At 40.6% G+C, this 23,948-nt stretch carries 23 protein-coding genes; 14 read left to right on the top strand and 9 right to left on the bottom strand.

Translation table 11 applies throughout. The features are described 5' to 3' along the window. Positions 1-175 precede the first annotated feature (175 nt). Positions 176-1,612 (top strand): EAL domain-containing protein, encoded by a 1,437-nt coding sequence (locus FH976_RS03070; protein ID WP_324187405.1) that lies wholly within the window; start codon positions 176-178, stop codon positions 1,610-1,612. Positions 1,613-1,800: 188 nt separating this feature from the next. Here FH976_RS03070 and FH976_RS03065 read toward each other — a convergent pair whose 3' ends face one another. The 5 genes from FH976_RS03065 to kduD form a co-directional block, all read right to left on the bottom strand. Then, on the bottom strand, positions 1,801-2,424 hold the full coding sequence (locus tag FH976_RS03065; RefSeq protein WP_194089451.1) for a bifunctional 4-hydroxy-2-oxoglutarate aldolase/2-dehydro-3-deoxy-phosphogluconate aldolase: 624 nt from the start codon (positions 2,422-2,424) through the stop codon (positions 1,801-1,803). A gap of 36 nt (positions 2,425-2,460) precedes the next feature. Next, entirely contained in the window at positions 2,461-3,393 is a 933-nt protein-coding gene (gene kdgK / locus FH976_RS03060) for a 2-dehydro-3-deoxygluconokinase (protein WP_194089450.1), read from the bottom strand. A gap of 316 nt (positions 3,394-3,709) precedes the next feature. Next, on the bottom strand, positions 3,710-4,303 hold the full coding sequence (locus FH976_RS03055; protein WP_194089449.1) for an RpiB/LacA/LacB family sugar-phosphate isomerase: 594 nt from the start codon (positions 4,301-4,303) through the stop codon (positions 3,710-3,712). A gap of 97 nt (positions 4,304-4,400) precedes the next feature. After that, the gene (locus FH976_RS03050) at positions 4,401-4,724 is read right to left on the bottom strand and encodes a cupin domain-containing protein (protein ID WP_194089448.1); all 324 of its coding nucleotides are present in this window, start codon (positions 4,722-4,724) and stop codon (positions 4,401-4,403) included. 38 nt (positions 4,725-4,762) lie between these two features. Continuing rightward, on the bottom strand, positions 4,763-5,524 hold the full coding sequence (kduD, locus tag FH976_RS03045) for a 2-dehydro-3-deoxy-D-gluconate 5-dehydrogenase KduD (protein WP_194089447.1): 762 nt from the start codon (positions 5,522-5,524) through the stop codon (positions 4,763-4,765). A 284-nt stretch (positions 5,525-5,808) separates the two neighbouring features. Between kduD and kdgR the strand changes: the two genes are divergently transcribed. Next, complete coding sequence (kdgR, locus tag FH976_RS03040; RefSeq protein ID WP_194089446.1) at positions 5,809-6,603, top strand: DNA-binding transcriptional regulator KdgR; 795 nt, start codon at positions 5,809-5,811, stop codon at positions 6,601-6,603. A 93-nt stretch (positions 6,604-6,696) separates the two neighbouring features. Here the strand turns inward: kdgR and FH976_RS03035 are convergent, their stop codons facing one another. The 3 genes from FH976_RS03035 to malT form a co-directional block, all read right to left on the bottom strand. After that, on the bottom strand, positions 6,697-7,269 hold the full coding sequence (locus FH976_RS03035) for a DJ-1/PfpI family protein (RefSeq protein ID WP_194089445.1): 573 nt from the start codon (positions 7,267-7,269) through the stop codon (positions 6,697-6,699). Beyond that, positions 7,266-7,664, bottom strand: coding sequence for a hypothetical protein (locus tag FH976_RS03030; protein ID WP_194089444.1), 399 nt, complete (start codon positions 7,662-7,664; stop codon positions 7,266-7,268). The genes FH976_RS03035 and FH976_RS03030 overlap by 4 nt, the downstream gene beginning before the upstream one ends. 115 nt (positions 7,665-7,779) lie before the next feature. After that, complete coding sequence (malT, locus tag FH976_RS03025; RefSeq protein ID WP_194089443.1) at positions 7,780-10,500, bottom strand: HTH-type transcriptional regulator MalT; 2,721 nt, start codon at positions 10,498-10,500, stop codon at positions 7,780-7,782. A gap of 422 nt (positions 10,501-10,922) precedes the next feature. On the opposite strand from malT, the gene malQ reads away from it, so the two are divergent. From malQ to FH976_RS02965, 12 genes are all read left to right on the top strand, one after another. Next, complete coding sequence (gene malQ / locus FH976_RS03020; RefSeq protein WP_194089442.1) at positions 10,923-13,109, top strand: 4-alpha-glucanotransferase; 2,187 nt, start codon at positions 10,923-10,925, stop codon at positions 13,107-13,109. A 322-nt stretch (positions 13,110-13,431) separates the two neighbouring features. Then, complete coding sequence (locus FH976_RS03015; protein ID WP_194089441.1) at positions 13,432-14,094, top strand: potassium channel family protein; 663 nt, start codon at positions 13,432-13,434, stop codon at positions 14,092-14,094. Between the two features lie 10 nt (positions 14,095-14,104). Beyond that, positions 14,105-15,472 carry a TrkH family potassium uptake protein gene (locus tag FH976_RS03010; protein ID WP_194089440.1) on the top strand — a complete coding sequence of 456 codons (1,368 nt, stop codon included), beginning with the start codon at positions 14,105-14,107 and terminating at the stop codon, positions 15,470-15,472. 145 nt (positions 15,473-15,617) lie between these two features. Further along, the gene (locus FH976_RS03005; RefSeq protein WP_194089439.1) at positions 15,618-16,016 is read left to right on the top strand and encodes a YccF domain-containing protein; all 399 of its coding nucleotides are present in this window, start codon (positions 15,618-15,620) and stop codon (positions 16,014-16,016) included. Between the two features lie 109 nt (positions 16,017-16,125). Next, on the top strand, positions 16,126-16,533 hold the full coding sequence (locus tag FH976_RS03000; RefSeq protein WP_194089438.1) for an OsmC family protein: 408 nt from the start codon (positions 16,126-16,128) through the stop codon (positions 16,531-16,533). A gap of 140 nt (positions 16,534-16,673) precedes the next feature. Further along, positions 16,674-16,835, top strand: coding sequence for a YqaE/Pmp3 family membrane protein (locus tag FH976_RS02995; RefSeq protein ID WP_194089437.1), 162 nt, complete (start codon positions 16,674-16,676; stop codon positions 16,833-16,835). A 131-nt stretch (positions 16,836-16,966) separates the two neighbouring features. After that, on the top strand, positions 16,967-17,875 hold the full coding sequence (locus FH976_RS02990) for a LysR family transcriptional regulator (protein WP_194089436.1): 909 nt from the start codon (positions 16,967-16,969) through the stop codon (positions 17,873-17,875). Positions 17,876-18,000: 125 nt separating this feature from the next. Then, a complete protein-coding gene (locus tag FH976_RS02985) occupies positions 18,001-19,128 on the top strand; it encodes an adenosine deaminase family protein (RefSeq protein ID WP_194089435.1) in 1,128 nt (375 codons plus the stop codon). Between the two features lie 3 nt (positions 19,129-19,131). Beyond that, the gene (locus FH976_RS02980; protein WP_194089434.1) at positions 19,132-20,439 is read left to right on the top strand and encodes an NCS2 family permease; all 1,308 of its coding nucleotides are present in this window, start codon (positions 19,132-19,134) and stop codon (positions 20,437-20,439) included. Between the two features lie 225 nt (positions 20,440-20,664). Next, positions 20,665-21,519, top strand: a complete 855-nt coding sequence (locus tag FH976_RS02975; protein ID WP_194089433.1) for a tetratricopeptide repeat protein — start codon at positions 20,665-20,667, stop codon at positions 21,517-21,519. Between the two features lie 32 nt (positions 21,520-21,551). After that, the gene (locus tag FH976_RS02970; RefSeq protein WP_194089432.1) at positions 21,552-22,283 is read left to right on the top strand and encodes an AzlC family ABC transporter permease; all 732 of its coding nucleotides are present in this window, start codon (positions 21,552-21,554) and stop codon (positions 22,281-22,283) included. Beyond that, on the top strand, positions 22,280-22,591 hold the full coding sequence (locus FH976_RS02965) for an AzlD domain-containing protein (RefSeq protein WP_194089431.1): 312 nt from the start codon (positions 22,280-22,282) through the stop codon (positions 22,589-22,591). The genes FH976_RS02970 and FH976_RS02965 overlap by 4 nt, the downstream gene beginning before the upstream one ends. An 88-nt stretch (positions 22,592-22,679) precedes the next feature. Here FH976_RS02965 and FH976_RS02960 read toward each other — a convergent pair whose 3' ends face one another. Then, positions 22,680-23,804: a DUF3541 domain-containing protein gene (locus tag FH976_RS02960; RefSeq protein ID WP_194089430.1), complete on the bottom strand. Its 1,125-nt coding sequence runs from the start codon at positions 23,802-23,804 to the stop codon at positions 22,680-22,682. Positions 23,805-23,948: the final 144 nt, after the last annotated feature.

Below are 23,948 nucleotides of genomic sequence, written 5' to 3'. Positions count from 1 at the left end.
TATGTGTTTTTATAACGTACGGGCATTAAAACTTTTCTAAATGCCAGAGAATAAGCATTAAAACGCTCTGAGGCATACTCCAGAATGCTTGTCAATACACTCCCGGTGAACGGTTACTAAATTTCGGCAGTGGGGGATAACTTGCATTACGGCTATTGGTTGTTTTTTGTTCGGAGTGACGATTGTTATCGTGCAAGGTATAAACAACTTTAATAGTGAAAAGCAAGAAAGCCTAAATAAAGCCGTTGTTGAGATTGAGAATATATTGGATACCAGTTCGCTTATCATTGATCAAATAATGCCGCTGGCTTCTGAACCTTGCCAAAATACCAAATCAAAGCTAGTTGATTTAGCCATTCGATATCCTGAATTTCAAACTGTGAGTTTATTAGTGAATTCGGAAGTGGTGTGTTCAACTTACAATGGTTTGGTTCATCTTTCTATGCTGAGTAACGATTCACGCAAAAATGAATTAATCCTGATGAAATCAAAAGTTATCGAACCAGGAAAAATTATTGGCGTGATCAAAAAGTCGAAAGGAAAAAATGCAGTTTCAATTACGCTAAATGGTCGTTCTTTCTTTTATATATTGTCTCTCATTGATTCAGATGAAAATTTCCAAATTCAGGCCTTTAATCAATGGGTGGGTAAAGAAGGGGTTTTACATGATGGCATAAGTCGTTTCAATTTAATTTCCTACTCCCCAAAATATAACTTCAATGTTCATACTTATATTTCTTTTAATACTTACGTTACTGAACTTTATCAGCGCTATGGGTGGATAATTCTGCTATTGGTGATGCTTTCTATTGTTATTAGCCGCTCTGTTTTTCTAAATGTAGAGAAAAATTCTAGTGTCCTAATCATGAAGAAAGCGATTAATAAGGATCATTTTGTTCCTTATGGGCAGCCAATTATGAATGCTAATGGTGAGCTTGCAGGTTTAGAAATATTGATCCGTTGGAATCATAAATCCTTAGGTGTGGTAAGCCCTGATGCATTTATTCCATTGGCTGAACGTTCGGGGTTGATTATTCCGATGACTCGCCAACTGTTCACTAATACTATTCATGCTTTTGAAAAAATGCCACATGCTCTGCCAAAAGGGTTTCATATTGCTATTAATATTTGTGCGCAGCATTTTGAAAAATCGAACCAGCAGTCTTTAATTGATAGTTGCAGAGAGTTTTTAGCAAGCCCTATTAGTCAGAGTTCATTTTTAGTTTTAGAGTTAACGGAAAGAGGCATCATTGAGAACTATGGCGAGGCAAGAGAGGTATTTGATAGCTTGCACGACATGGGAGTTAGAATGGCGGTTGATGATTTTGGAACCGGCAATGCCAGCTTATCCGCCATTAATAATTTAAATTTTGACTATATTAAAGTTGATAAAAGTTTTATTGACTTAATTGGTAGTGATGCCGTTTCCGCACCATTGGTGGATAATATTATAGATTTAGCCAGAAGGTTGAATCTGAGCTTGACTGCTGAAGGGGTTGAAAATCAGGTTCAGGTTGATTATTTAAAAGAAAATGGTGTGGACCATCTTCAAGGTTATTTCTACGGTAAGCCAGTCCCACTAGATGAATTTATTCAAACTTATTTGAAATAACATTATCTATTTCACTTCTTGCATAAAAGTATACTTGTCAGCTTTACCGCAGCAAGTAGTGAATAGCACTATTTTAGTGGATGCTTTTAGATCTGCACTGTAAGGATTAAAAACAAAAAATCGAGCCACTTAAAGGCTCGATTTTTTTGTTTTATTACTGCTGTAGGCAAGCTTGTGACTAATATTAATTAAGCAATAACTTGGGCAACACCAGCAACTAATACAGCTAACTCATCCCACTTTTCATTATCAATAAGATCGTTCGGGATCATCCAAGTGCCACCGCAAGCAAATACGGCAGGAATGGCAAGGTAGTCATTCACATTTTTTGGGTTAACGCCGCCAGTTGGCATAAAGTTGACTGGGTAAACCGCCGTTAATGCCTTTAGCATGTTTACGCCGCCAGAAGGTTCTGCAGGGAAGAATTTTAATGTATCTAGGCCCAATTCCATCGCTTGCTCAACGAGACTTGGGTTGTTCACGCCAGGGATGATTGGCACGCCACGTTGTTGGCAATATTTTACTGTGGTTGGGTTCAAACCAGGGCTGACTACGAAATCCACACCCGCTTCAATAGATTCATCCACTTGCTTCGGGGTTAATACTGTACCTGAACCAATTAACATATCTGGGTAGGCTTTACGCATGTTACGAATGGCTTGCGCCGCGGCTGGTGTACGAAAGGTGACTTCAGCGCAAGGTAGGCCGTTTTCAACTAATACTTGAGCCAGTTTTGCGGCTTTATTGGCATCATGGATAGCAATAACCGGTACCACTTTGATTTCGCTTAGACGTTGATTTAACGTTTTCATTTTGAGTCCTTGAGAATGATGTTAATAAAATACAATTTAATTAAGGGCTGGCATTTTGTCGCTTGGGATAATAGCGCCCGGAAAACAAATCACGGTTCCTGCTAATGTGTGTCCCATTTTTGCGGATTCTTCTAATGTGCCACCAAGTAGTCGTTTAGCAAGATAGCCAGCACTGAACGAATCACCTGCGGCTGTTGTATCGACAATACCGAAAACAGGTTTCGGCGCGACTTCAATGCGCTCATCTGTGGTGATCACAAAACACGCTTCAGCGCCACGCTTGATCACAATCTCGCTCACGCCGAATGCTTGAGTACGATCTATCGCTTGTTGTTCATCGGTATCGCCGTACAGCATTTGTTCATCATCGTAAGTTAAGAAAGCAATATCGGTTAATTGCAACATAGTTTTATACGCTTGTTGGGCTTGCTCTTTACTTTCCCATAATGCTGGGCGGTAGTTATTATCAAACGCGATTTTACAGCCTTGTTCTTTACAGGTAGTTAAAACCATAAATAGTTTATCCAGCGCATCTGCTGGCAAAATCGCAAGGCTCACACCGCTTAAATAAATCAGTTGGTTTTGGCTTAAGGAATCAATCACGGCGTTGGTGTCTTTTTCAAGTAACCAGTAACGCGCAGCAGAATCGTTACGCCAATATTGGAAAGTACGCTCACCATCGGGTGTGGTTGAAATCGAATATAAACCCGGTAATTTTTTATCTGAAATATGTACTAAATCAGTATTAATACTTTCTTGTTGCCACGCTTCTAACATTGCTGCACTAAAAGAATCTTTACCTAAACCTGTGACATAAGAAGTCGTGAGTTGATGCTGATGAGTCAGGCGAGATAGATAAAGAGCAGTATTTAATGTATCACCACCAAAGCTTTGCTTGTAAGTCGCATCACCTGTTTTTTGTAGTTCAACCATACACTCGCCAATGATGGCAATACGATTTACTTGCATGAAAATTCTCCTTGATCAGATGTCATTATTATTATCAATCGGCAGTGAAATATCAATTAAATTGAAACTATGTTTCATAACCGTTTGGACTAGATCACTTTTTTACGTGAAATATAATAGAAGGCGATCAATGCTGTAGTTTTATTTCGATAATGACTAGTGTGTAAAGAAAATGTCGGTGTGTTCACTGGAGAATTAAACTGGAAAAAAGCCGACCACGGAGGCCGGCAAAAGTTAGTGCTATTAGTGGATGCTTAATCAAATGGGGGAATTAAGCTAACACTTCACGAATAAACGCTTTGATTTCATCATTTTGTCAGTTGTCGAAGAAACATTGTTGGAAACGCTCGCCAGTTACGGCTGTTTTTACAAGTTCAGGGTCGATAGCGCGTAGCGTATCAAGGTAGTTTTCTTTGTTTACTGCCGCTTTTACTTGACCAAGAATACCCGCATTTTGAACTTGTGGCGCTTTACGCTCAACAGGATAACCTTCACCGCGTGGGCCTGAGAATGCTTTTTCGAAGATATAACGAGCATTCAGCTCTGCCGCCCAACCAAAACCTTTGGCAAAAGCAAGTGCAAGCGCATTACCGTTGTTGATTTGGTTGAAAAGGAAAGCATCGGATGGGTCTAGACAGTAACCACAAGATACACCTGGGTGTAGGTTAAGTGACATCATTGCGCCTTGGCCAGTACCGCAACCTGCCACTACGAAATCAACCGCTTGAGAGTTAAGAAGCAAGCTCGCTTGGATACCAAGGTGAATGTAAGTTAGGTGATGATCATTTTCATCGCTCATGCCGACGTTTGCAACAGAGTGACCGAGTGGCTCAACAACACTGGTTAATTCATTTAAGATAGTGGCGTTTTTGCCAGCTTGGCTGTTTTCCATCATAAGTGCGATTTTCATTATATCCTCCAGTAGGACGAGTCTATATAAGTTAAAATTTCTTAGGGTGGCCACTGTGACGATAAAGTACTCACAGTGGTGGGTTATATTCTGCTCTTTAGCTTACGAAATCTTTACGCATTGGAGTAAAGGTATCGAGTAATACGCCCGCTTTTAAGCAAGTACAGCCGTGCATGATATTGGGTTTTTTGTAGAGCACGTCGCCTGCTTTTACAATCTTGGTTTCATCACCAATAGTGAATTCAAATTCACCCGATAGCACGTAAGTTAACTGCTCGTGCGGATGATTGTGCAGTGGGCCAATAGCGCCGTCTTCGAAGTAAACTTCAACCGACATAATATTGTCACTATAAGCCATGATTTTGCGTGAAACGCCGTCACCTAGGTCTTCTAATTTAATATCTTTGTTATAAACAAACATGCTTAATTATCCTTGACTTTAGAGTGCGAGAGTCGAAATTAACGAGCTAACCAACCACCATCAACGGCAATAGTGTAGCCGTTAATGTAGCTTGCGGCATCCGAGGCTAGGAACACACAAGGGCCAGCAACATCAGCAGGCGTACCCCAACGGTCAGCAGGAATACGCTCAAGAATTGCTTTACTACGCTCTGCATCAGCCAGTAAAGCTGCCGTGTTATTGGTTGCCATGTAGCCAGGGGCAATTGCGTTTACGTTAATGCCATATTTTGCCCACTCGTTTGCCATGGCGCGAGTAATACCCATAACCGCACTTTTGGATGCCGTGTAAGAAGGCACGCGAACCCCGCCTTGGAAAGAAAGCATAGAAGCGATGTTGATAATTTTGCCGCCATTACCTTGAGAGATAAATTGCTTAGCAACCGCTTGAGACATGAAGAATACTGTTTTTGAGTTGATGTTCATTACGTCATCCCAGTTTTGCTCTGAGAATTCAATCGCATCTTCGCGACGAATGATACCGGCATTGTTGACTAGGATATCGATTTTACCGAACTCAGCAACAGCAGCATTTATGATGTCTGGTATTTCGTCTTGTTTTAGTAAGTTAGCGCGAACGTCTAAGAATTTCTTCCCAGAAGCTTTCATTTTTTCAATTGTTTCTTCTGGGGCTGTGCGGTTAACACCAACAATGCTACAGCCCGCTTCCGCTAAACCTAAAGCCATGCCTTGACCAAGACCGGTGTCACAACCAGTAACGATAGCCACTTTACCTTGTAGATCAAAAGAGTTCAGAATCATAACGCGTCCTTAAATTCAGCTTTTCAGCCAGTAAGTTTATTGATATTGAGGTGTATCCTCAGCAAACGAGATAACAATAGCAATAATGAAATACCTTTTCAATTAAAATTAAAAAGCCGTTTCATAAAAAATAACATAAATCGTGATTTATATAGTAAAGTGATTTTTGTTTCATTTTTTTAAATCATGCATTTCAAAAAAATTGATAAAAGGGATAGAATAGTGAAGCATTAACAATGGTGACTGGTTTTTTAAGGTCTAATCAAATTCAAGGTCAACCCCAAATGGAAAAATCGAAACAACCCGATGCCGTGTCATCAGTCATGAAAGTGTTTGGTATTCTTCAAGCACTTGGTGAGCAAAAAAATATCGGTATTACCGAACTATCCCAGCGCTTACTGATGTCAAAAAGTACCACTTATCGTTTTCTGCAAACGATGAAAATGTTGGGCTATGTTGACCAAGAAGGTGAAGCCGATAAATATTCGCTTACTTTGAAGTTATTTGAGGTAGGTGCTAAGTCGCTAGAGTATGTTGATTTAATTTCTTTGGCTGATAAAGAAATGAACTATATTTCTGAACAAACCAATGAAGCACTTCACTTAGGGGCATTAGATGTTGATCAAATCATTTATACCCACAAAATCGATTCTGGTTATAACCTACGGATGCAATCACGTATTGGTCGCCGTAACCCACTTTATAGTACCGCTATTGGTAAAGTTTTACTGGCTGAACGTGATGAAACATTCGTACGAAAAACACTAAAAGACGTCAAGTTTGTTAAGCATACTCAAAAAACCCATGATAATGTTGATCAATTATTGGCGGAGTTACAGCGTGTAAAAAAACAAGGCTATGCAGAAGATAATGAAGAGCAAGAACCAGGTTTACGTTGCATTGGCGCACCCGTGTATGATCGTTTTGGTCATGTGATTGCTGGCCTATCGATTTCATTACCAACCATTCGTTTTGATGAAAGTAGAATGTCTTACTATGTTGGTTTACTGCAACATGCGTGCAAGCGAGTTTCTGAACAACTTGGCTACCATGATTACCCAATGGCAGAAGCTTCATAAGCGTCATGATCAATAAAATACGCCACCTTTTATTACAAGAAGGTGGCGTATTGGTATTTGTCCTATTTGAACTTTTTTGAATCTGGACGTCAGTTATTTTTGCCAGCGATATTCCATCTGATGCGACACCATATCCGCCAGTGCTTGGCTTTTTAATTGTGCCACCAAATTCAAACTCATGTCGATCCCTGCCGATATTCCACCCGACGTGGTGTATTTGCCCTCGTTTACCCAACGCTTATTATCCACAATGGTTAAACTCGGAAAATTCCTTCTCAGATCAGGAATATCTTCCCAATGGGTAGTTACAGATAAGCCATCAAGCAGCCCAGCATTGGCGAGTAAAAATGCACCAGTACATACCGATGCCACATGTGTTGCGGTTTTATCGATCGATTTTATCCAGCTAAGTACATTGGGTTTATGCATTTCTTCGCTATGCACACCACCCACCACAATTAACAGATCAATCGTTGGATGATTTTTAAAGGAATAATGAGGCAGAACGTTATAACCCCCTCGCGCAGAAACAGGCGCAAGATTTTCTGCAATCAAAAATACATTCCATTCTTGTGCACCCAAACGCTTTGCGGTACTGAACACTTCGAAAGGCCCTGAAAAATCTAAAACCTCAGCCTCGTCATAAATATACAGTCCAATGTTCATTGTATCTCCGTGTGCAAATTATATTTTTCAATTTGAGCCTGAAAATTCACAAACTTCTTATCATAAATAAGTTTTAAATCCACCCATTCAGCAAGCGTAATTTCTTGATCTTTTAATGCCAGCATCAATTTTTGGTTATTTCCTTCGGCGACTTGGCAGTAATTATTGTCGCGATCCATTCCTGAATTTAAGGCGAGTTGACAGGCTTGATTAAAATCGTATTGGTATTGATTTAAGGTGTTGATGTAGTCGCGCTGATGAGTGCGGTTTTGCACAAAGTAAATCGCACCAAAGATAAGTGCGGCAGTGACTAATACGAATATGACACGCTCGATTCGAGACAGAGCAATAAATGAAGAGGGCTTGTGCTTATTACGCGTGAGAAACGTGGCCATGGGATCATCCTTAATCTTTGGGCTACTAATACTTGAATTCAAAAAATAATATTCATCCTACTAATATCATTTTATGGGTTGGTAAGTTGTGATTTATCTCTCGTGAATGCGTACATTATTCGGCGCTAAATCCCATTAAATGAATCAAATGTTCAGCGGTACGAATGGCATGTTGTCGATTATCTAGCCCCATTTTTTGATACAGATTGCGAATGTGGGTTTTGATGGTAGTGGGCGCAACCTTAAATTCATTGGCAATTTGGTCATTACTAAAACCAACATAGATTAATCCAAGTACTTGCCATTCTCGTTGAGTTAACGGGCTGGTGCGAATAAGTTCGGGTACTTCTGGATGGTTGAGTAGTTTTTCGACAAAAGCTTCATCGAAATGCACAGAACGACTTTGCTCTTTACTCGACATTAGTTGGATCAAACTTTGCGCTCGGTGTTGCTCTAACTCAGCCAGTTGCTTGTTTTGAATCAGCGTTTTTAAAATGGACAAGATATAATCACGATTGCATAAAAAGTTACCAATCATACCAGTGCTGTTGGTGAGAGTTAACGCATCGCTAATGTATTCTAAGGCTTTGGTTTTATCATTGTTAAGTGTGGCGAGCACGGCTTCAAGCACCAAGTTTCTATTGCGATCGGCGACCAATTTATGTGTTTTTGCCGAGTCTTGCAATTTGGTTAAAATACCGCTAGCTCGGGTGAGATCGCCGGTTGCCATACACGCTCTTGCGATATTACGCCATTGTAATTGCTGGAAATGATTTTCTGCGACGGTAGGTTCTTCACTGTTGGCAAGCCAGTGCTGAATGGCATTGTTATCACGAACGGCTTCCCAATATAAAAGGTGACTAAAGTCGGCGTTGGCTCGCCAATCAACGTGATATTGATTACTGGTTTTTAGTTGGTTGCAGGTCTCTAAATACCGTGCAGCTTTGTCGAGCTCACCGTGAGAAATCGCAATACGCGCAAGCATGGAATAGCACTGTAAAGACTTGGCGATATCGTAAGGGGCAAGTACGGCTAAACTAGCATGAGCGCATTGTTCGGCTTCTTCTAAGCGGTTCCAGCACCACAATATTTGAGCTTTGATACGCAGCATAAATTCATGCAATGGAAGTTGGTGTAATTGCTGTTCTTTGATCAGTAATTCTGCTTTAGATAAAAGCTCAAAAGCGGCTTGCCCAAAACCACGCGCCAGTTGAATCTCACTTTGCTGTAAAATGGCCCATAAGGTTTGAGGATAGACTTTGGCTTCTCGCGCCATGATTTCGGTCTTTTGCATCGTCTCAAACGCTTTATCTAATTGACCAATACAGTGGTAAACCTCACCAATGACAGAGGTCGCGACGATACGGCTACGAGAACTCATTTGCGGTAACTGTTGTAGTGCAAACTGTGCGGTTTCTAGAGCAAAATCCGGGTTGTTTTGGTTAATGGCGACTTGCGCGCCGAGGGCTTTAAATTCACCAATTTGAGCATCGGTAAGTTCGATGTTTCTTGCTGAGAGCTTTTCTTCTGCTTCTAAAATCAAAGCCGATACTTGGTTATATCGATGCTGACTTTGTGCCAGCCATGCCCGTAGTAAACATAATCGAGGTGACGTGAATAAGATGTCATCACTTAATGTTTCAATGGCTTTTTCAAGCACACTAAGCTCACCGTGATTAAACATTTGCCAGCCATATTGAATTAGAATCTCACTCAATAGTTGATCATTAGACACTTTTTGGGCGTGCATTAAGGCGCTTTGCGGACGATTTTGTTTTAACCATGCTTTTGCGGCATTTGTGTGCAGTTGATTACGTTGTTCTGGAATTTGCGAGTAGCGCCGATGACGTAAAAACTCGGCAAAAAGATGATGGAATCGATACCAGTTATCAGCGCCTTCTAAAGGTTGAATAAATAAACCGAAGCGATTTAATGAATCAAGCATGGCTAATGAATCGGTTCGCCCAGTTAATTCAGCGACGAGTTCAGCGTTAAAAATATCGAGCACCGAGCATTGCAATAAAAAGGTTTGCAGATCGGGCGTGAGTTGATCAAAGACTTCTTCGGCCAAATAATCCCAAATATGATCTTGGTTGAAATTGGCGATGGAGACCGCCGAGCTTTCTAATGCCCCCGGAAATTGTTGGGCATGTAAGGCAATCAGTTGCAGGGCAGAGGCCCAACCTTCCACTTGTGAGCGCAATGATTCTAATACTTGAGACTCATATTGATTGTCAGCAATACGCTTTTGAAAGAAGCGAGTGGTTTCTTCTTGATCAAACGCGAGTAAGGAATGGTCGACTTCAATCAGTAAATCACGCACGCGTAAATTGGCAATATTGAGTGGTGGATGGGTGCGACTGGTCACGACGAGCGTAATGTTGTCTGGCATGTGTTTGAGTAAAAATCGCATGCCTTCGTGGATTTCATCGTTAGTTATTAAGTGATAATCATCCAGCACAACATAAGTTTGGGTTTCGTTAAAACCGAACTCGGCGAACAGCTCGCTAAATAAACTGGTTAAATTGGCAAACTGGCGGCGTTCTGCAATCGCTTGAGTGTTAGGACAAGACTGGTCGGTGGCTTTATTAAAGGCTTGTAGAAAATAATTGGCAAAGCGGAAAATGTCATTATCACTGTCATCGATATTAAACCAACCCAAGTTTTGATGATTATTTAACCATTGTGCTGCCATCGTGGTTTTACCGTAGCCCGCTGGTGAGCGAAATAATACCAGTTTGTAATAAGGCGCATGAGTGAGCGATTCTAATAACCGCGAGCGTAAAATGGCATTATGTAAACGAGCAGGGCGGTTAAGTTTGGATGGTATCCACATGGCAGTATTCATTCTCTTTGGTGTGCAGCAAAAGTGGTTGTTTTTAGTGCGCTATTCTGTGCTAGCTGCATTTTTCAGTGGTGTTACGAATATGGGGCTTAGGTTAGCATGCTATTGTCAGTATAAATTTGTAATACAGATCAAGATTCTATGCTTTTTTTGATGAATCTGTATGGTCAGTTTCATACTAAACTAGCATGCGGAACCTATTCTTATGTGACCTTGTTCTGATTTCGATTGTATTTTTTGCTCTAGATCTCACTTTGTTCAGTGATTAGTGCAGCTACGCCCCAATCCTCCTCCCTTTTGCTCTTTTTAAAGGAGGATGTAAACCCCTCGATTCCTCGGCAAACTTATCCTAACGATATTACTGACGTCGGATCCAGATTATGGGTGATTCGACGTTGCCGATGGAGCATTCAATGCAAAACTCAAACAGACCGTCTCAAATGGTATTAAAGCAAGTGGCAAAACAAGAAGGCATTGTGGATCGTTATATTAGCGCGTGGGGAGAGGAAGCCTATGTGAGCGATAAAACGATTGAAGATTTATTGCAAGCCTTAGGTTATGACACGCAGGATGAACAGCTGCTATTGGAGCAAGCCGAGCAACGAAATAAAGTCGATGTTCTTCCCAGTGTACAAGTGGTGCATCAAGGTAAAGATGTGCATATTAAATTGTATATTGCTGCATCGGCGCGTGTGAGCGAGTTTTCATGGCAAATCATCACGGAACAAGGACAAACTTTTGAAGGCTATTTAGAATCTCAAGTGGTGGAAGATAAACGCCAACAACTTGGCTATTTGATCTTTTCTTTATCGAGTAATTTACCGTTAGGGTATCACCAGCTTTCCTTGGTGCGTAAGCGTCGTAATAAGCCGTTTGAAATGTCGTTAATCATCACACCACAAGCGTGTTTTAAACAGCCTGAATTGGTCGACGATAAACGTTTATGGGGCCCAAGCATTCAGCTTTATTCTGTGACTTCAGAAACCAATTGGGGCATTGGCGATTTTACCGATCTTAAATACTTAGTTGCAAAGATTGCCGATGGAGGTGGTGACTTTGTTGGCTTGAATCCTATTCACTCATTGTTTCCTGCTAATCCTGAGGGCGCAAGTCCGTATAGCCCATCGTCTCGTCGTTGGTTAAATGTGATGTACATTGATGTGGAAGCTGTACCAGAGTTTGCTACTAGTGAAGCGGCGCAAGCGTTGGTGTCTAATGTCGATTTTCAGCAGCGCCTACAAGTGAATCGAGACAAAAAATGGGTTGATTATACCGAAGTGTCTGCATTGAAAATGGCGGTGCTACCTGAGTTATATCGCACTTTTGTGGATCAAGAATTATCCGAAAATACACTTCGTGCTCAAGCTTTCTTTTCGTTTGTTGATAAAGGCGGCGAGAGTTTAATACATCAAGCGGCTTTTGATGCCTTGCATGGTGAGCTAAAAGCACAAGATGATTCTGTTTGGGGTTGGCCAGTTTTTGACTCTACCTATCAGCATTTTGATAATGCTGCTGTTCAAACTTTCATTAAAGATAACCAAGAACAAGTTCAGTTGTTTATGTACTTACAATGGTTGGCAGATGAGCAGTTAAATCAAGTTCAAAATATCGCGATTGATAAAAAAATGGTGATGGGTTTGTATCGTGATTTAGCGGTTGGTGTGTGTGATTCTGGCGCCGAAACGTGGGCAGATCATGGCGCACTTTGCCAAGATGTCAGTATTGGTGCGCCGCCAGATATCTTTGGTCCGCTTGGTCAAAACTGGGGTTTACCGCCATTAAATCCGCACACATTAAAAGCTAAAGCTTACCAACCGTTTATTGATTTGTTGCAAGCCAACATGCGTCATTGTGGCGCGTTACGAATTGATCATGTTTTAGGGTTGCTGCGTTTGTGGTGGATCCCGAAAGGCAAAACCGCCAAAGATGGGGCGTATATGTATTATCCAGTCGATGATTTAATGTCGATCTTGGCGCTTGAAAGTCATCGTAACCAATGCACTGTGATTGGTGAAGATTTGGGAACTGTGCCAGAAGAAATTGTTGGAAAGCTGAATGATGCAGGTATTCACTCTTACAAAGTATTCTTCTTTGAAACCGATGAAAGTGGTCAATACATCGCGCCAGATCAATACAAACAGCAATCGATGACGGCTTTGTGTACCCATGATATGCCAACGTTACGCGGCTTTTGGAATAGTGCGGATTTAACGCTTGGCCAAGAGATTGGCTTGTATCCTGATGCCGAGCAACTGCAAGTGTTATTTGATGATCGAAAAACCCGTCGTAGCCACATTATTGACACATTACTTGCCTATGATCGTCTGCCTAATGTGATACGAGATGAAGGTGGCAATGTGATGATCAATCGTGAGTTGAGTGAAGCGATGCAAATCCATATGGCAAGTGGTTCGAGTGCATTATTGAGTTTGCAATTGGAAGATTGGCTTGAAATGGATACGCCGGTGAATATTCCCGGAACCATGGATGAATACCCGAATTGGCGTCGAAAACTGACCTCAACACTGCAAATGTTATTTGAGCGTGATGACATCCAAGCGCTAGAGCGTAATGTCACCATTTCTCGCCAGTTAAGGTAGCGTTAACTCAGACGATACAAAGTCAAGTCAACATTAAAACGCCAGCTATTATAATAATTTTAGATTATTGTGGGCTGGCGTTTTTGATCTCATTCTTCCGTTATATTGGCTTAAAATAAAAATCTCGATGAAAATCTAAAAAGAGTTAGCATAGTGATTAAGAGTATAAAAAGCATAGATACTTTGGTTTATCATCTATAGTACAAACACATAGAAATTATGGCATCAATGGAATCTGACATATCCATATTACCTTTCTCAAGATAATAGGTAATTTGTGTATAGCGGTGCTTGACATAACATTAAGAAGGCTATATCGAATATGAAACTAGCAAGTAAACAATTTGCCGTAATTGGTTTAGGACGTTTTGGGAGCGCAGTATGTCAGGAGCTATGCGATTCAGGTGCGGAAGTATTGGCTGTTGATGTTGATGAAGATCGAGTAAAGGCTGTCTCTAATATTGCGGCTAATGCGATTGTGGCAAATTGTGCTAATGAAGAAACGGCGCGAGAATTAAAATTAGATGAATACGATATGGTGATGGTGGCTATTGGGTCTGATGTTAATTCTAGTATTTTAACAACGTTAGTGGTGAAAGAATCGGGTGCTAAAAACGTATGGGTTAAAGCGAACGATAAGTTTCATGCCAAAATCTTGCAAAAAATTGGTGCCGATCATGTCATTTTACCAGAGCGTGATATGGGGATCCGTGTAGCACGCAAAATGTTGGATCGCCGAGTGTTTGATTTTCATGATATTGGTAGTGGTTTGGCTATTTCAGAAATTGTGGTTGCGCTTAAAAATATGGGTAAAAAATTGGGTGACATTTCTGTATGTAAAGACCCCGAAATGAAAGTGTTAGCGATAAAAAGAGGCTCTGAAATTTTAGATTCCCCTACATACGACACAACATTAGAGCTAAGTGATATTCTCTTTATTGTGGGGCCACATGCCTCGATGGCCCATCGATTAAAATCAATATAAGCGACTAACCATGAGTATTCTTGATAGACAGAGTTCTATTTTTGCTATTAAGCAAGATGGTGAGAAAAAAGGATGGTCGGAACCTAAGATTATTTTAGGCAGCTTTATGTCTATTTTAATCCCATCTGCGGTGCTTTTAACGCTTCCAATTTTCTCTGTGTCGGGTCTGTCTTTTACGGATGCATTATTTACAGCCACATCTGCCATTAGTGTAACGGGTTTAGGGGTGGTCGATACTGGGCAGCATTTCACCATTGCGGGACAGGTTTTATTGTTGTTACTGATGCAAATTGGTGGTTTAGGTCAAATGACGTTATCGGCAATTTTGTTGTATATCTTTGGCGTTCGTATGAGCCTAAAACAGCAATCGGTGGCGAAAGAAGCATTAGGACAAGGTAAAGGAATAAACCTGCGTAAATTGGTAAAAAAAATCATTATATTTGCTGTGATCGCAGAAATGATTGGTATGGCCGTTTTAGCGTTTACTTGGGTGCCCGAATTGGGTTGGGGAAAGGGGTTGTATTATTCTCTTTTTCACGCGATTTCGGCTTTTAATAATGCCGGGTTTTCGTTATTTTCTGACAGCTTAATGGGTTATGTTTCCGATCCTGGGGTTGTTATTCCGCTAGCCTTATTATTTATCTTCGGTGGATTAGGTTTCACCGTTATTGCGGATGTGAGTGCGAATTGGCAGCGTGGCTTTAGAGGCTTAAACCTTCATACTAAAATAATGTTAGTCGCCACACCTGCTTTATTATTGTTTGGCACGATTATGTTTTGGCTACTTGAACATAACAGTGTGCATACTATGGGAAGCCTAACGGGTAAGGGAAAATGGTTGGCGGCTTTTTTCCAATCAGCAACGGCTCGAACCGCAGGGTTTAATAGTGTTGATATTAGTCAATTTGGCCAGCCAGCGTTATTAATCATGATTGTTTTAATGCTAATTGGTGCGGGATCGACTTCTACCGGTGGTGGTATTAAAGTATCTACCTTCGTGGTTGCGGTAGTGGCAACATGGGCATTTTTAAGACAAAAGCAACATGTGGTGATGTTCCGGCGTACTGTCAGTTGGCCGAGAGTCACACGTTCTTTAGCCATCATTGTGGTCAGTGGCCTTCTTTTAACGTTAGCAATGTTCTTATTAATGCTGACGGAAAAAAGCAGTTTTGATAGGGTAATGTTCGAAACTATTTCCGCTTTTGCAACGGTCGGCTTAACCGCAGGATTAACCGCTGAATTATCTGAGCCGGGTAAATATATTATGGTGGCGGTGATGATCATTGGTCGTATCGGACCATTAACGTTGGCTTATATGTTGGCCAAACCGCAACCAACCTTACTTAAATACCCAGAAGATAACGTATTGACTGGTTAATAATGTAAGAATTTGATTCTTTTGGAAAGGCGATCTATACAGCTCGCCTTTCGTTTATTATCCTTTATACCCGTCTTACTTGAAGCTGCTATATATAAAAGAGTGGCACTATAGTAAAGAGATGTACGACTAATAGAGAGGCATTATGCGCACGATTGGTAATATTATTTGGTTTTTACTTGGTGGCGTTTTTATGGGGTTAGCGTGGTGGCTGGCCGGTGTGCTATGTATCATCAGTTTGATTTGTATTCCATGGGCAAAATCTTGCTTTGTGATTGGTACTTTTACTTTTTTCCCTTTTGGCAAAGAAGCGATTAAGCGCAATGAATTGAGTTTTAGAGACGATATTGGTACTGGTGTTCTCGGCATGATTGGTAATGTGGTGTGGTTTTTGTTTGCGGGAATTTGGCTTGCGATTGGTCACCTAACGGCTGCGGTAGCGTGTTTTGTCACTATTATTGGTATTCCATTTGGTATTCAGCATATTAAATTAGCGCTTATTTCTCTCGCGCCTATTGGGCAAACTATTGTGAGGTTACGCTAATGCTAGCTGAGCCGATTTATTCGTAGTAAATATAGGCAAAATAATATGTTCCAAGTTATTGGAATTTCAGTAAGACGAATGTTGTCATCTAAAGATTTTTGAGGTAATTATGCAAGCACAAGTAAAATGGGTTGATGGTTTTCAGTTTGTGGGTGAATCACAATCTGGGCATGCTGTTGTTATGGATGGAAGTGGCGGAGCAACAGGCCCAAGTCCAATGGAGATGGTATTGATGGCCGCAGGTGGCTGTAGTTCTGTTGATGTTATTGATGGATTGAAAAGTGCGCAGCAAAAAGTATCGGGCTGTGTGACTAAATTAACGGCCGAGCGTCGGGAAACTGCCCCCCGAATTTTTACCCACGTTAATATTCATTTTGATGTAACTGGTCAAGATTTGGATGAAACGGTGGTGGCACAAGTGACCGCAGATTCCTTAGAAAAATATTGTTCAGTTTGCTTAATGTTGGGCGCAGGTCTTGAAATGACTCACAGCTGGAATATTGTGGAACCAAAATGATGGCGTTGATTTGTTCATGTTTCATTTAACGGTAAGATTTAACGGTAAGATTTAACTGAAATTTGAAATTCATTTGGTTGAGTGCTGTAGAGTTAGGTTGGATGTGGCAATGCTGTCATAAATAATATGTGGAGAAACCCATGGACAATAAATTAATCGCGATTATTTTAGCGGTACTGTTACCGCCTGTTGCTGTGTTTTTAAAGTGTGGTGTAGGTAAAGATTTACTCATTAATATTGTACTATGTTTTATCTTCTTCTTTCCGGCGATGATCCATGCATTGTGGGTTGTGACGAAATAAAATTTGCGTGAAATTTTTTGTATTAGAGTTAATAAGAAAAACGCTTTATCCTTACGCATCTTGTTAGAAGGCGCATTGGGTAGGGCGTTTTTTAGTCTCATGTTGCTGATAACGATTTGATGGGTATATAAATGGATTTAGACACCAAATGGTTGCAAGATTTTATTGCGTTAAGTGACTTAAAAAATTTTTCACGGGCTGCCGAGCTGCGACACATCACTCAGCCTGCGTTTGGGCGACATATCAAATCATTAGAAGAAGCGGTGGGACAAAAGCTGGTCGATAGGGAGACCCATCCTATAAGTTTAACGCCAGCAGGTAAGCAATTTCGTATTACCGCTCGTCATCTTATCCAACAATTGGATCATGGTATCAATCAGCTTCAAGGCATCAATCAGCCAGTATTCAACCCATTGCGTATCTCTACCCCACATTCTTTGGCTTCACCAACATTGATGAATCTTATGGAACAAGGTTTCCTACCGAAAGAACTGGCTTATAGCGTCGATGTATTAAGAGTAGACTTTGCGACTGAATCTTTGGTTGAAGGCCAGTGTGACGTTTTATTCGCGTTTGATATTTTATCGTTATTGCAACCACCATTTCAGAACATTTGTATTGGTAAAGGTGAGTTCATTTTGGTGTCTGGTGTGAATGAGCAAGGCGAGGTCATATATACACCAGATACTAAGGTTGCGATTCCTTATCTACGGTATTCCGCAGAAAGCTATACTGCACGTTTAATTGAAAGTCATATCGGATCTGAATTGGGTTTTGCAAGCCAACCTTGTTTTGAATCTTCGATGTGTCAATTGCATAAAGATATGGCGATAAGAGGCAAAGGTGTAGCATGGTTACCCGATTGTTTGATTGCAGCTGAATTGGCAAACGGACAATTGATTGCTCTTGATAGACAGCGTTGGAGTGTGCCCTATCAAATGCGGTTATATCGACATCAAGCGGCGTTATCTCAAGTGGGTGAATCATTCTGGCAAGCTTTGCATAAACAAGTAGAAGCCGGATGGACATTACCGCGGTAGTCTGATTTTAGTTTAGAACCTAAATCCTATGCTGTTTTGGCATAGGCATATCAATAAAGGCACTTCACCGAAGAGATGAAACGAGACACACTTAAGTCACGTTTCCTTACCACTTGGTTTCAGTGATGACCGCACTTTCCCTAATTCAATTCATTAATAAAATGCCAAAAGCAGATATTCATTACCATCTACTTGGTGGTGTTCGCATGCAAACGATGATGGATCTTGCTGATCGTTATGATGTGGCATTATCTGAGCTTGATGCAAAAAGCTATTATCGGGCTTATCAGCAAGAAACAGGTTCAACCAAAGGTGGTATTGCCGCACTGACACTTCTATACACATTAATGCGCCAGCCTGAAGATTATGCTCGTGTTTTGCTTGAAGTGGCTGAAGATGCTCATCAGTGCGGGGTGAAATATATTGAAACCTTCTGGAATCCATCGGATACCGAATTAAACTATTCGGATGTGAATCAAGCTTTAGTGATGGCCATTGATCAGGCAAAGTTACAATGGGACATTGTGGTTCGTTTGATCCCATCGATTAATAGAGAAAAATCCCCAGAAGAAGCAGTTGCAATGGTTGAAGCCATGATCGAGCATTCTCACCCTTATGTGCTTGGTATCGGCATTGACTATAAAGAACATAACGCGCCAGTCGAACATTTTTGGAAAGCGTACCGCTTAGCTCAATCCCATGGTTATAAACTCACCGCTCATTGTTCTGAATTTGGTTTGCATTGGCGTAATGTTGAAACGGGGATTGAATTGATTGGTGTTGACCGAATTGATCACGGTTACAGTATTATTGATAACCCTGAATTAATGCATAAATATGCCCAGCAACAAATACCATTCACTGTCGTCCCTTCTAATACTTATTTTTTGAATCAGTGGCCAAACCCACAAGATTGGAGCAACAATCATCCAATAAAAGAGATGGCATTGGCTGGTTTGAATATTATTCCCTGTACGGATGATTGGCACATGCATAACACGGATACGACCAATTGTTATCGCATTATGGTGGAGGAATTTGGGTTTGATGTATTAAGCCTGAAGACTTTTATGGTTAATAGCTTACATGCCAGTTGGTTACCGCCAGAAACAATAACAAGTTTAGTTAAGCAATGGAGTCAGGAGTTTGACAAGCTCTATCAACAATTGAACTTCACGCCATTAATACCAGCATCACAACAAATCGTTTATCGATCCGTAACTGCGAACCTTTCGGTTAAAGACAAGGAATAAGTCATGCAAAAGATTAAAGAATATTTTGAATTTGATAAAAATAAAACGGATTTTAAAACAGAAACGATTGCTGGATTCACGACATTTGCCACGATGGCGTATATTGTTGCCGTTGTACCTGGAATGCTGAGCAAAGCTGGATTACTCTTTGCCGAAGCGATGACGGTTACTGTGTTGATGACGGTGATCACCACTATTGCGATGGCAGTGTACACCAATCGTCCTTTTGTTTTAGGTCCGGGGCTAGGCAGTGTCGCGATTTTCTCATTTACTTTAGTGGGCGGCGGTGTGCCTTTGCCTATTGCGTCTGGCATTGTCTTTATCAGTGGCGTGCTATTTATGCTGGTGTCATTTCTGGGAGTTAGGGATTTCATCGTTCGAGTGATCCCACATAGTATAAAAGTGTCTGTTGGTGTTGGGATAGGTTTGTTTATTGCTTTACTTGGTTTAAAACAAGCTGGCATCGTGGTGGCAAACGCGCATAAAAATGTGCTCAATTTTGGCGATCTTACTTCTACGCCGGCATTACTCGCGTTTACTGGCTTTTTTCTTGTGCTTTTTTTCACGGCAAGGAAGATAAAAGGTGGGATCATCTTAGCCATCCTGATTACCACTTTAATTAGTTTGGCATTTGGTGTAGCAAAATGGCCGAGCTCATTGGTAGCGATGCCGCAAAGTATTAATGACATGGCATTCAAGCTTGATGTTTTAGGGGCGTTAGATGTTAAATATATTCCTTTCTTACTCGCGTTTTTTATTCCAGATTTCTTTTCTACTCTAGGGACTTTATTGGGGGTGGGTGCACAAGCGGGCTATCTTGATGAAAAAGGCAACTTACCGGGTATAGAGAAGAATTTCCATGTTGATTCTACCGCAACCACCTTTGGTGCGTTATTTTCATGCCCTGTATTAACAACCTACCTTGAAAGCTCAGCTGGGGTTGAGGCGGGTGGTCAAACTGGCTTTACCGGAATAGTTACCGCCGCATTATTTGCATTAACCTTATTTTTAGCGCCTATTGCCACCATGATCCCATCGGTGGCGACTGCGCCAGTATTGGTTTATATCGGTTTTTCAATGATGACGTCGATGCGCAAAGTTAATTACGATGACTTGACGGAGTATTTGCCTGCATTTGTTTGTATTGCCATGACTATTTTTAGTTTTAACTCAGGCAATGGTATTGCAGCGGCTTTGGTTGTGTATGCCTTCTTAAAGTTGGCGACAGGGCGTATAAAGGAAGATCATTGGTCGGTGTATTTAATTGCATTAGCCATGATTTATTATTTTAAAATTGTCGCAGGGCATTAAGTCGGGAAGCGATAGGTAAATATATTCAACGTTATGCCCACTTAGTAAAATGGAAGGATTATCGATTAAAAGATAATCCTTTTTATTTTATTTATGCTTAAAAAAGAAGGACGGATATAGATACAAACCCCTTTGATACGATGTGATTTTTGTCTGGGTATGTTAAGGTTTGACGACTAGAAAAATTATGAATAATCATCAATGTATGATTAAAGGGAAGTTAATATGATCACACGTTGTCTGTTTGTTTTATTCTCTCTATTTATCACCTTTCAAGCGGTGGCGAATGAACCTAAAAAATATTCTGAAACCTCAATGATGGAAAAACCATTGATGGAGCGCTATGTACTCGATGAACTGAAATCGTTGCGCACCGATCAACAAGATCTAGAGCGTCGTTTAGTTATTCAAATTACCGACAGAGAATTATCAGTTGCCGATAAATCATTGAATTACTCTAATATTACGGTAACTTATTTCTTCTATATTATTGCAGGTGTTGCTTCTTTAGTCGCATTAGTGGGTTGGCAATCACTGAAAGAAATTAAACATAATACGAAAGAAATGGCGGATAAACGGTTAAACGAAATCACCATGTCTTATGAGAAAAAGTTCAGCATTTTGGAGCGAGATCTAAAACGTAAATCAAGAATCATTACGGAAAATAACCGAGAAATCGAAATCATAAATGAAGTTCATAATTTATGGTTACGAGCTCAAAGTGCTCAAACGCCAGAACAACAGATTGAAACTTATGATGAAATTTTGAAAATTCGTCCCGGAGATCTTGAAGCGCTTACGCATAAAGCTGATGCGGCAATGGAAATTAATGAATACCACTGGGCATTAAGTATCTGTAACCGCGTACTGGAAGTGGATGATAGTAATGGTCATGCATTATATCAACGAGCGTGTGCTTATTCGCGTTTAGGGGCTGAAGAGCAGGCGATTAATGATTTGATTTTGGCGATAGATTCAAGCAACTCATTACGAGAGTTAGCATCAGAAGAGCCTGATTTTGAGCTGTTAAGAGGTAATCCACGCTTTGATGAACTTGTTGAACCGAGTGAAAACACTTAACCCTAATTGAAATTACTCAGGATCACGACATTATGGATATCGTCATGCCCCAATATTCTCGGCGTTCTCAGTTATGGCGAGGAACTCTTGCCATATTGCCACTCAGTTTGGCAGTATTACCGTGGGGTTTACTCGCGGGTTCTTATGCGGTTGATATTGGATTAACGCCATTTGAAGCTCAAGCTTTGTCAGCCATTTTATTTGCTGGCGCTGCACAGCTAGTCGCAACGGGAATGTTTGATGCCAACGTAGGCATTTGGACGATGCTACTGACAACCTTCTTCATTACGTCACGTCATTTTTTATACGGTGTTTCGATGCGCGAAAAAATCAGCCCTCTTTCTACCCGTTGGCGTTTGGCACTTGGCTTTTTATTAACAGACGAGCTGTTTGCAGTATGTGGTCATCTAAAAAAAGAAGAATTTAATCCTTGGTATGCCTTGGGTGCAGGGTTAAGCTTCTATCTTTTTTGGAATCTTGCGAGTTTATTTGGCATTGTTGCTGGTAAGCAAATACCGAACTTAAATCAATGGGGATTAGAGTTTGCGGTCGCAGCGACTTTCATCGCAATTGTTATTCCTACTATTAAGAATGTGCCTATTCTGGTGTCTGTTGTAGTCGCTTTGGTTTCGTCTGTTTTACTAAGTTATTGGAAGGTCGAAGGTAGCTTAATTATTGCCAGTTTATTGGCAATGGTAAGTGGTTATTTGATGGATGTGAACTCTTCCCATTTATCGGCGGATAAAAAGAAGGAAGGCCAATGATTTTATTGTCTATCTTGGCGATGACTGTGGTAGTTTTTCTCAGTCGTTATTTATTTTTAGAACCAAGACTTCCTGTCAAATTAAATGCCAAAGCGCAGCGTTTATTGAGTTATTCTAGTCCTGCAGTATTAACCGCAATTTGGGCTCCAATCGTATTTGTACATGATGATAAATTAGCGTTATCTTTATCTAATCCCTACCTAATTGCTGCCATTATAGCGGCTACGGTTGCTTGGAAAACGAAGAATGTTATCGCAACAACAGTGATCAGCATGGGATGTTTTTTTGTGCTCAATGCTTGGCTTTAAATTCAATATCCAGAATTCAGGTTACATCGATCTATATTTATGAATATCAAACTCAATGGATAAGTGACCCATTGAGTTTTTTTAGGTTCTATTTTTTTATTAATCCATAGGGTAGATTCTTAAATACATCGGGTTGGCTTTTAATCGTCGGTGCTTGATTTACGCCTTGCCAATTTAAAAGCATTACGGCCAATACGTTACGATGTTCTCCTTTGCCTACTTCAAAGTCGCCATCTGTTGATGGGATCATGCCATGTTCTAAATTTATCGCATTGGCAATGTCTTTTTGTGCTTTTACCACCACAGGATCATGCCGTTGATTGGCTAATAAAAAGCTAATGCCAACTTCTGCAATCACGTCATGTTTAGTTCTTTGGATAATGGTATCAATGTTGTTGCTGAAGTAAGTGTAAATCCAATCAAACTCTTTATCTTTAGGGTTGATTTGCTTTTGATAATATTCAGAGGCAGCAAAAATAATGTGCGTCATGCCATAAATTTTATTGGCATATTGTTGATCAGAGAGTTGCGAGTCTTGGCTATCTGGATAGGTACTCTTAAAGGCTTGAATGAATTCACTAACTAAATCTTGTTCACCTAGCTGACGTAACCAATAAACCTGGTTGGCTTGTTGCGCTGCCCAAGCTCGGATCATATCGTGATCGGTGGCCATCGGGGTAAAGTCGAACTCTTGTAATAATTTTCGGAGTTTGTCATCATCTTTATGCTTTAAGCCATATTCATTCGCTCTCGCCATGGTGCTTAATAAATCATTCCCAATCAGCATATACTCTGGATGTTTCTTGGTTATTTTATAGCGTAACTGAGCACGTTCACCGTCTTTATTTTTATAATATTTTAGCTGTTCTAGTCCGTAATTTTGGGCTTGCTCTGGCGTATTAATATTATCGGCTATATAGCTTAAGGTGCTGGTGACGCGAGCCAAATCAGACCAAACTGCGGCAGAGTATTTAGGGTCTAGCGTTTGACGAAATAAGCGCAAACCATAATGGCCAGCAGTAGTGGCATTTAAGGTATAAAGCTGGGTTTCAAATGTGTATTGAATGATTTGTGCATCTTCGTGGTATTTCGATTGTAAGGCAGACGTAGGCGCAATATCAGCTGCTTTGGCAAAGCTTGTTGGAGCAAAGGTGAGTTGAGAAAGCCCAAGCAGAGCGATAGTTAGTGTGCTTCGTTTAAAAAGTGCAGACATAACAAGTCCTTGTTTAATATCGATACAGTTAGTGTCGGTTATCTTGATGATAAATGCAGTTTATTTATGTTAAATCTTGGTGAGTTATTTAGCACCATTAGGATTCGTTTATTCTGTGCTTCCCTACAATAAATGATATGGTTA

This window comes from Vibrio hibernica, assembly GCF_015223435.1.
GTDB classification, from domain to species: Bacteria; Pseudomonadota; Gammaproteobacteria; order Enterobacterales; family Vibrionaceae; genus Vibrio; species Vibrio hibernica.
The sequence above is the reverse complement of the archived record's forward strand: the minus strand, read 5'-3'. Positions and strand labels throughout refer to the sequence as shown.

Excerpts from the sequence above, each read along its gene's own strand:
- FH976_RS03035 (WP_194089445.1), bottom strand. The coding sequence starts at position 7,269 with ATGAACATTGGACTGTATATTTATGACGAGGCTGAGGTTTTAGATTTT.
- FH976_RS03050 (WP_194089448.1), bottom strand. The coding sequence starts at position 4,724 with ATGTTTGTTTATAACAAAGATATTAAATTAGAAGACCTAGGTGACGGC.
- FH976_RS02975 (WP_194089433.1), top strand. The coding sequence starts at position 20,665 with ATGATCACACGTTGTCTGTTTGTTTTATTCTCTCTATTTATCACCTTT.
- FH976_RS02965 (WP_194089431.1), top strand. The coding sequence starts at position 22,280 with ATGATTTTATTGTCTATCTTGGCGATGACTGTGGTAGTTTTTCTCAGT.
- FH976_RS02970 (WP_194089432.1), top strand. The coding sequence starts at position 21,552 with ATGGATATCGTCATGCCCCAATATTCTCGGCGTTCTCAGTTATGGCGA.
- FH976_RS03000 (WP_194089438.1), top strand. The coding sequence starts at position 16,126 with ATGCAAGCACAAGTAAAATGGGTTGATGGTTTTCAGTTTGTGGGTGAA.
- FH976_RS02990 (WP_194089436.1), top strand. The coding sequence starts at position 16,967 with ATGGATTTAGACACCAAATGGTTGCAAGATTTTATTGCGTTAAGTGAC.
- FH976_RS03030 (WP_194089444.1), bottom strand. The coding sequence starts at position 7,664 with ATGGCCACGTTTCTCACGCGTAATAAGCACAAGCCCTCTTCATTTATT.
- malT (WP_194089443.1), bottom strand. The coding sequence starts at position 10,500 with ATGTGGATACCATCCAAACTTAACCGCCCTGCTCGTTTACATAATGCC.
- FH976_RS03065 (WP_194089451.1), bottom strand. The coding sequence starts at position 2,424 with ATGAAAACGTTAAATCAACGTCTAAGCGAAATCAAAGTGGTACCGGTT.
- FH976_RS02980 (WP_194089434.1), top strand. The coding sequence starts at position 19,132 with ATGCAAAAGATTAAAGAATATTTTGAATTTGATAAAAATAAAACGGAT.
- FH976_RS03010 (WP_194089440.1), top strand. The coding sequence starts at position 14,105 with ATGAGTATTCTTGATAGACAGAGTTCTATTTTTGCTATTAAGCAAGAT.
- kdgK (WP_194089450.1), bottom strand. The coding sequence starts at position 3,393 with ATGCAAGTAAATCGTATTGCCATCATTGGCGAGTGTATGGTTGAACTA.
- FH976_RS03005 (WP_194089439.1), top strand. The coding sequence starts at position 15,618 with ATGCGCACGATTGGTAATATTATTTGGTTTTTACTTGGTGGCGTTTTT.
- FH976_RS03015 (WP_194089441.1), top strand. The coding sequence starts at position 13,432 with ATGAAACTAGCAAGTAAACAATTTGCCGTAATTGGTTTAGGACGTTTT.
- kduD (WP_194089447.1), bottom strand. The coding sequence starts at position 5,524 with ATGATTCTGAACTCTTTTGATCTACAAGGTAAAGTGGCTATCGTTACT.
- FH976_RS02960 (WP_194089430.1), bottom strand. The coding sequence starts at position 23,804 with ATGTCTGCACTTTTTAAACGAAGCACACTAACTATCGCTCTGCTTGGG.
- kdgR (WP_194089446.1), top strand. The coding sequence starts at position 5,809 with ATGGAAAAATCGAAACAACCCGATGCCGTGTCATCAGTCATGAAAGTG.
- FH976_RS02995 (WP_194089437.1), top strand. The coding sequence starts at position 16,674 with ATGGACAATAAATTAATCGCGATTATTTTAGCGGTACTGTTACCGCCT.
- malQ (WP_194089442.1), top strand. The coding sequence starts at position 10,923 with ATGCAAAACTCAAACAGACCGTCTCAAATGGTATTAAAGCAAGTGGCA.
- FH976_RS02985 (WP_194089435.1), top strand. The coding sequence starts at position 18,001 with ATGACCGCACTTTCCCTAATTCAATTCATTAATAAAATGCCAAAAGCA.
- FH976_RS03055 (WP_194089449.1), bottom strand. The coding sequence starts at position 4,303 with ATGAAAATCGCACTTATGATGGAAAACAGCCAAGCTGGCAAAAACGCC.